A 7659-nucleotide genomic window follows, 5' to 3' on the forward strand; every position below is an offset into this window, starting at 1 on the left:
CCCTTAGCGCAACTGCGCGCAGGATAGTGATTAACATAGCGAATTGTTAACGTAATGAAACAAAAAAGTTCGTTTTTTGCGAGCCGCTCCGCACCAATAAGAGGCAAAAAACAGCCTCTGCGCCAATTAAGTGCGCTTCGGTGCCAGATAATAGTGCGCAAACGTGGCATTACGCTGACAAATCACCGATGTTGCTAAAACCACTGAAATAATTAGCAATGATCGTGCCAGTACGCGGAGAGCGGGCAAAAAGGCAGCAGAAAGTGGCGGTGACTAAGGATAAAGGGAGCGGAAAACTGCGCAGAAAAAAGGCGAAGCCAGCGCTTCGCCTGGTGAGAGGGCGGGATATCAGGCGCGGCGGCGTAAAATCGCCAGCACGATGCCCGCCAGCGTCAGCAGCCATACCGGCCAGATACCGACGCGTGCATACGGCGTTTCTCCGCTGGCAGGCGTGACTGTTGCGCTCAGCACTTCGCGGGTGAACTGCGGGATGATGTTCTCCACGTCTCCCTGCGCATTCACCACTGCGGTAACACCGTTGTTGGTTGAGCGCAGCAGCGGGCGACCCAGCTCCAGCGCGCGCATGCGTGCCATCTGGAAATGCTGCCACGGACCAATCGAATGACCGAACCAGGCATCGTTCGATACCGTCAGCAGGAAGTTGGTGTCCGGACGGAAGTTAGCGCGCACCTGTTCGCCCAGCACGATCTCATAGCAAATGGCGCTGGTGAGGTTGTAACCCGCCACTTTCAGCTGCGGCTGCAGGTAGGCGCCACGGCTGAACGAGGACATCGGCAGGTCGAAGAACGGCGCCAGCGGACGCAGCAGACCTTCCAGCGGCACAAACTCGCCAAACGGCACCAGATGGTTTTTCTGGTAGCGGTTGCGGCTCTGGTAGCTGTAAGGCTGCGCGCCGCCCAGCACAATCACCGAGTTGTAATCGTGATAGCGGTTATCGCTCTCCACGCGCGAATCAACAATGCCGGTGATCAGCGTGCTGCCGCGCGCGCGCAGTTCGTCATCCAGCGCATGCAAAAACGGCTGCTGATTACTCTCCAGATCGGTAATTGCCGACTCCGGCCAGATGATGATTGGCGCTTTGCCGATAAACGGCTTGCTGAATGCGGTATAGACGCGCAGCGTGGTCAGCAGCTGCTGCGGATCCCACTTCATTGACTGCGGAATATTGCCCTGCACCATCGCCACATTGACGCTGCGCTGCGGCAGCGGCTGATACCACTGCAGCATCCGCAGTGGCCACGGCAGCAGCAGCAGCGCGACGGCGATAATCAGGTTTTTCACGCTGCGGTGGTAGCAGGCCGAGGCCAGCATGCCGGCAATCACCATCAGCAGGAAGGTGATGGTTTCCACGCCAGCCAGCGGCGCCAGGCCTTTCAGCGGCCCATCGATCTGGCTGTAGCCAAACTGCAGCCACGGAAAGCCGGTCAGCACCCAGCCGCGCAGAAACTCGGTGATCTGCCACAGCGCCGGTGCCGCCAGCGCCATGCGCCACAGCGTGGCTCGTGGCCAGAAGCGGTTCAGCAGCAGGGCAAACAGCAGCGGGTAGAGCGCCAGATAGGCGGCGAGCAGCACCACGAGGAACACATTGACCGGGCCGGGCATGCCGCCAAACGTCGCAATGCTGACGTACACCCAGTTGATGCCGCTGCCGAACAGGCCAAAGCCCCAGGCAAAACCGATGCCTGCCGCATGGGCGCTGCGGCGATCCAGCAACAGCAGCTGCAAACCGGCCAGAGAGAGCAGGGCGGCGGGCCAGAAATCATACGGGGAAAAGGAAAGGGTGCCCGCGGCACCCAGAATTAACGCCAGCAGCAGGCGAACCCGCTGCTGCGAGTAGAGAGAGGCTAATGCCATAAAATTATTCGTCTTCCAGTTGCGGTTGCGGAGAGTCTTCCGGAATTTTCACATGCACCTGGATGATACGGCGGCTGTCAGCCATCGCAACTTTGAATTGGTAACCCTCAATGTCGATGCTTTCACCGCGCGCCGGCAGATGGCCGAATCCCTGCATCACCAGACCGCCAATGGTATCGACTTCGTCATCGCTGAAATCGCTACCAAATACCTCATTGAAATCCTCAATCGGCGTCAGCGCACGCACCGTATAGGTGTGGCGGTTGAGCTGACGGATATCGCGATCTTCTTCGTCGTCATATTCGTCTTCAATTTCGCCGACGATCAGCTCAAGGATATCTTCGATGGTCACCAGTCCGGAGACACCACCGAACTCATCAATGACGATCGCCATATGATAGCGCTGCGAGCGGAACTCTTTGAGCATGCGATCGACGCGCTTGCTCTCAGGCACCACCACCACCGGGCGCAGCACTTTTTCCATGCTGAATGGCTCGGCGCTGCTGCTCATAAACGGCAGCAGATCTTTCGCCATCAGAATGCCTTCAACATGGTCTTTATCTTCGCTGATCACCGGGAAGCGCGAGTGGGCAGATTCAATAATCACCGCCAGGCACTCTTCAAGGCTCTGGTTGCGCTTCAGGGTAATCATCTGCGAGCGCGGGATCATGATGTCGCGCACGCGCTGTTCGGCAATATCCAGCACCCCTTCCAGCATGTCGCGGGTGTCCTGGTCGATCAGCTCTTTTTGCTCAGAATCGCGGATCAGCCCCAGCAGTTCGTCACGGTTTTTGGGTTCGCCGTGGAAAAGCTGATTGATTAACAGGGAGAAAAAACCCTTTTTACTACTGGGTGCGTCGTTGTTTTGAGAATGGTCGTCGCTCATGGCGTTTTTATTTAGTTCTCTCGAATGAGGGAAAGGAACTGCCGGCATCCTCGCCAGCAGCGCAATGTCCTGAACCGGCGGTTCAGGCGTCTTCTTTTTCCGAAATGTACGGATCGGGATAGCCAAGAGCAAGCATTATCTCGGTCTCGAGCGCTTCCATCTCTTCAGCTTCCTCGTCTTCAATATGGTCATAACCCAGCAGATGCAGCGTGCCGTGAACCACCATGTGTGCCCAGTGCGCTTCAGGGCTTTTGCCCTGCTCGGCCGCTTCCTGCTCAACAACCTGACGACAAATAATCAGGTCGCCCAGCAGCGGCAGCTCAATGCCCGGCGGTGCTTCAAACGGAAACGACAGCACGTTAGTCGGCTTATCTTTGCAGCGATAAGTCAGATTAAGCTCATGACTCTCCGCTTCATCCACCAGCCGTATCGTGACTTCGCTCTCAGGCTGAAACGGCGTGACCGCCGCCTCCAGCCAGCGCTGAAACGCCGCTTCTGCGGGCAGGCCGTTTTCATCGGCACACGCCATCTGCAAATCTAAAATCACCGTGCTCATGAAGGCTCCTGCGGCGTCGGCTGGCTGGCAGGTTGAGCCGCCTGCGCTTCACGTTTACGCTCTTCCGCCAGTTTATCACGGCGTTTCTGGTCCGCTTCTTCCCAGGCTTCATAAGCATTAACAATGCGTGCGACCACCGGATGACGCACCACGTCTTCGCTGTGGAAAAAGTTGAAGCTGATCTCTTCCACATTGGCCAGCACTTCGATGGCGTGGCGCAGACCGGATTTGGTGCTGCGCGGCAGGTCAATCTGCGTCACGTCACCGGTAATCACCGCTTTGGAGTTGAAGCCGATACGCGTCAGGAACATCTTCATCTGTTCGATGGTGGTGTTCTGGCTCTCATCGAGAATCACGAACGCGTCATTCAGCGTACGGCCGCGCATGTAGGCCAGCGGCGCGACTTCAATCACGTTGCGCTCCATCAGCTTCTCGACGCGCTCGAAGCCCAGCATTTCAAACAGGGCGTCATACAGCGGACGCAGGTAAGGATCGACTTTCTGACTGAGATCGCCGGGCAGGAAGCCGAGCTTTTCGCCGGCTTCGACCGCCGGACGCGTCAGCAGAATACGGCGAATCTCCTGCCGCTCCAGCGCATCCACCGCGGCGGCGACCGCCAGATAGGTTTTCCCGGTCCCGGCCGGCCCAATGCCGAACGTGATGTCGTGATCGAGAATATTGGCGATGTACTGCGCCTGGTTTGGCGTACGCGGTTTAATTACGCCGCGCTTGGTCTTGATGTTTACCGCTTTACCGTACTCCGGCACGCTGTCGGCCGTCTGTTCCAGCACGCGACTCTCTTTGATCGCCAGATGGATCTGATCCGGTTCAATGTCCGGGATCTGGCCGCGCACCGGCGCGGTATCAACGTACAGCGAACGCAGAATATTGGCGGCCGCCTCGACACTCAGCGCGCGGCCGACCAGCTTAAACAGGTTGTCGCGGCGATTGATCTCAATGCCCAGACGGCGCTCCAGCTGTTTTACGTTGTCATCAAACGGACCGCACAGGCTCATCAGTCGACGATTGTCTGCCGGTTCAAGGGCGATTTCACGAGTTTCGATATTCAAATGAATCCTTTGGGTCACTCAGGGCCAGTTGAAAGAAATAGCAGATACCGTACGCCAGGCGTCAGCATCTTTACGGAATTATTTATGGGGTCGCGCCCGGGCGCAAGCTTCAGGGGAGATATTTGGGCGGCAGCTGCGGAAAGCAAGGGCTGCGGGATGAAACAGGCGACAGCGCGTTGTGCGCTGTCGCTCAGTAATCGCGGTCTCAAGGTTGATACAGGCCCACGCCGATCTCATCCTCTTTACGCGTACGCGCAATCACCGATGCCGGACTCTCCGCGACGCGCAGGCCCATCTCCTCTTCAGTGCGAACCACGACGCCACGCAGCGAATTGGTATAAACATCGACGATTTCGACATCAACAAATTTACCGATCATGCGCACGTCGCCTTCAAAGTTGACCACGCGGTTGTTTTCGGTACGGCCGGTCAGCTCCATCACATTCTTACGTGAGGTGCCTTCCACCAGAATACGCTGAACGGTACCAAGCATGCGGCGGCTCCATGCCATCGCCTGCTGATTGATGCGATCCTGCAAAATGTACAGACGCTGCTTCTTCTCCTCTTCCGGCACGTCGTCCGGCAGATCGGCCGCTGGCGTCCCCGGACGCGCCGAATAGATAAAGCTGAAGCTGGTGTCGAAATTAACCTCGCCGATCAGCTTCATGGTCTGCTCGAAATCCTGCTGGGTTTCGCCCGGGAAGCCAATAATGAAATCTGAACTGATCTGGATATCCGGGCGCGCGGCCACCAGCTTGCGGATAATCGCTTTGTACTCCAGCGCAGTGTGCGCTCGCTTCATCAGCGTCAGGATACGATCGGCACCGCTCTGCACTGGCAGGTGCAGGAAGCTCACCAGCTCTGGCGTATCACGATAAACGTCGATGATGTCGTCAGTGAACTCAATCGGATGGCTGGTGGTGAAACGAATCCGGTCAATTCCGTCTATCGCGGCCACCAGACGCAGCAGCTCGGCAAAGGTACAAATCTGGTCGTCAAAGGTCGCGCCGCGATAAGCGTTGACGTTCTGCCCCAGCAGATTCACTTCACGCACGCCCTGCGCCGCCAGCTGGGCAACTTCCAGCAGGATGTCATCGCAGGGACGGCTCACTTCCTCGCCGCGCGTATAAGGCACCACGCAGAAAGTGCAATACTTATTGCAGCCTTCCATGATCGAGACAAAAGCAGTCGGACCTTCAGCGCGCGGCTCCGGCAGGCGATCAAACTTTTCGATTTCCGGGAACGAGACGTCAACAATCGGGCTTTTGCTGCCGCGCACCTGATTAATCATCTCCGGCAGACGATGCAGCGTCTGCGGGCCAAAAACGATGTCCACGCACTGCGCGCGCTGGCGAATTTTATCGCCCTCCTGCGAAGCCACACAGCCGCCCACGCCAATAATCAGCTCAGGATTCTTCGCCTTCAGCTTCTTCCAACGTCCCAGCAAGTGAAACACTTTTTCCTGCGCCTTCTCACGGATGGAGCAGGTATTCAGCAGCAGTACGTCTGCGTCTTCGGCTTCCTCCGTCAGGGTATAGCCGTGCGTGCTGTTCAGTAGGTCAGCCATCTTCGATGAATCATATTCGTTCATCTGACAGCCCCAGGTTTTGATATGCAGTTTTTTGGTCATTGAACTAGCCATTGATTCTGAGCAGAGAAGTGCAGGGCGCGTATTGTAATGCTTTGGCGCGGGTGTGACCAGCATGCCCGTCATACTTCGCACGCCAGGTGCGTTGGCTGCGCGCGGCTCCCCCGGTCACTTACTGATGTAAGCTCCCGGGGAGATCCTTGCATTGAGGGCATGATGCCCGGTTATATTTCATACGCCAGGTGCGTTAAACATGCATGGCTGAAGCACAAGGTTAGCAGGGCTTTTCTGCTGGTGCGGTAAATTTCCGGTACACTTTGCCACATAGAGTGCTGCCGCAAGGCGTCACGGCAATCAGAAGGATAAGAGTCGATGCAGGATTCACAGTTTGATGTGGTGGTAGTGGGCGGCGGCATGGTCGGTGCCGCGCTGGCCTGTGGTCTGGCGCAGCAGCAGTTTCGCGTGGCGGTGATTGAACGTGCCGAGCCGGCCGCGTTTGACGCCAGCCTGGCGCCGGATATACGTATCTCCGCCATTGGTGCGTCATCGGTGGCGCTGCTGCGCCAGCTCAATGTCTGGCCGCGTGTCCAGGCGATGCGCAGCGCGCCCTACCGCAAGCTGGAAACCTGGGAATGGCAAAGCGCACACGTCACCTTCGACGCGGCTGCACTGGGCATTCCCGAGCTGGGCTATATGGTGGAAAACAGCGTGCTGCAGCGCGCGCTGTGGGAACAGATGCAGCAGGATGGCGTAACGTTGCTGTGCCCGGCCTCACTGCAGGCGTTACAGGCGCACAGCGGCGGCTGGCAGCTACAGCTGGATGACGGGACCACGCTGGATAGCCAGCTGGTGGTGGGGGCCGATGGTGCTAATTCGCGCGTGCGACAGCTGGCGGGTATCGGCGTGCGCGGCTGGAACTATGCGCAATCCTGCATGCTAATCAGCGTTGAGTGTGAACACGAGGCCGGCGATGCCACCTGGCAGCAATTTACGCCGGATGGACCGCGCGCGTTTCTGCCGCTGTTCGATCGCCACGCTTCGCTGGTGTGGTACGACGCGCCGGCGCGGATCCGTCAGCTGCAAAATCTGCCGCTCAGCCAGCTGGCCAAAGAAGTACAGGCCAACTTCCCGGCGCGCGTCGGCCGCTTCCAGGTGAAGAACGCGGCGTCGTTTCCGCTGGTGCGCCGCCATGCCACACGCTACGTGCTGCCGGGCCTGGCGCTGGTCGGTGATGCTGCACACACCATCAATCCGCTGGCCGGGCAGGGGGTTAATCTCGGCTACCGCGATGTGGATGCGCTGATTGATACGCTAGTGGACGCGCGCAGCCAGGCACAGCGCTGGTCATCGCTGCCGGTTCTGCAGCGTTATCACCGTCAGCGCTACAAAGATAATTTGCTGATGCAGGGTGGTATGGATCTGTTCTACTTCGCCTTTAGCAACGCGCTGCCGCCGCTGCGTGTGGTGCGTAACCTTGGACTGATTGCGGCAGAGAATGCTGGCGTGCTCAAGCGTCAGGTGCTGCGTTACGCGCTGGGGTTGTAAACACACCGGGCGCCGCAATCGTGGCGGCGCCATCTGTTGTATAAGGCGCGAAATTCAGGAATGACAAAAACAACAAAGCCCGCAAAAGCGGGCCTGTTGTGCAATTTGGCTGGGGTGCAGGGATTCGAACCCCGGAATG

At 58.0% G+C, this 7659-nt stretch carries 6 protein-coding genes; 1 reads left to right on the plus strand and 5 read right to left on the minus strand.

From position 1 onward, the window contains the following. Positions 1-348: 348 nt before the first annotated feature. From lnt to miaB, 5 genes are all read right to left on the minus strand, one after another. Positions 349-1875: an apolipoprotein N-acyltransferase gene (lnt, locus tag QMM04_RS19310; protein ID WP_282996791.1), complete on the minus strand. Its 1527-nt coding sequence runs from the start codon at positions 1873-1875 to the stop codon at positions 349-351. 4 nt (positions 1876-1879) lie between these two features. Continuing rightward, positions 1880-2761, minus strand: coding sequence for a CNNM family magnesium/cobalt transport protein CorC (gene corC / locus QMM04_RS19315; protein ID WP_021508571.1), 882 nt, complete (start codon positions 2759-2761; stop codon positions 1880-1882). Between the two features lie 82 nt (positions 2762-2843). After that, positions 2844-3317 carry an rRNA maturation RNase YbeY gene (gene ybeY / locus QMM04_RS19320; RefSeq protein ID WP_282996792.1) on the minus strand — a complete coding sequence of 158 codons (474 nt, stop codon included), beginning with the start codon at positions 3315-3317 and terminating at the stop codon, positions 2844-2846. Next, positions 3314-4387 (minus strand): PhoH family protein, encoded by a 1074-nt coding sequence (locus tag QMM04_RS19325; RefSeq protein ID WP_058769440.1) that lies wholly within the window; start codon positions 4385-4387, stop codon positions 3314-3316. Before QMM04_RS19325 ends, ybeY begins: the two co-directional genes overlap by 4 nt. Positions 4388-4592: 205 nt before the next feature. Continuing rightward, positions 4593-6017 carry a tRNA (N6-isopentenyl adenosine(37)-C2)-methylthiotransferase MiaB gene (gene miaB / locus QMM04_RS19330; protein WP_021508568.1) on the minus strand — a complete coding sequence of 475 codons (1425 nt, stop codon included), beginning with the start codon at positions 6015-6017 and terminating at the stop codon, positions 4593-4595. Positions 6018-6347: 330 nt separating this feature from the next. On the opposite strand from miaB, the gene ubiF reads away from it, so the two are divergent. After that, on the plus strand, positions 6348-7520 hold the full coding sequence (gene ubiF, locus QMM04_RS19335) for a 3-demethoxyubiquinol 3-hydroxylase (protein ID WP_282996793.1): 1173 nt from the start codon (positions 6348-6350) through the stop codon (positions 7518-7520). Positions 7521-7659 lie beyond the last annotated feature (139 nt).

The sequence above is a fragment of the Pantoea sp. Pa-EAmG genome (assembly GCF_030024295.1).
Classification (GTDB): domain Bacteria; phylum Pseudomonadota; class Gammaproteobacteria; order Enterobacterales; family Enterobacteriaceae; genus Pantoea; species Pantoea dispersa.

Excerpts from the sequence above, each read along its gene's own strand:
- ubiF (WP_282996793.1), top strand. The coding sequence starts at position 6,348 with ATGCAGGATTCACAGTTTGATGTGGTGGTAGTGGGCGGCGGCATGGTC.
- corC (WP_021508571.1), bottom strand. The coding sequence starts at position 2,761 with ATGAGCGACGACCATTCTCAAAACAACGACGCACCCAGTAGTAAAAAG.
- lnt (WP_282996791.1), bottom strand. The coding sequence starts at position 1,875 with ATGGCATTAGCCTCTCTCTACTCGCAGCAGCGGGTTCGCCTGCTGCTG.
- miaB (WP_021508568.1), bottom strand. The coding sequence starts at position 6,017 with ATGACCAAAAAACTGCATATCAAAACCTGGGGCTGTCAGATGAACGAA.
- ybeY (WP_282996792.1), bottom strand. The coding sequence starts at position 3,317 with ATGAGCACGGTGATTTTAGATTTGCAGATGGCGTGTGCCGATGAAAAC.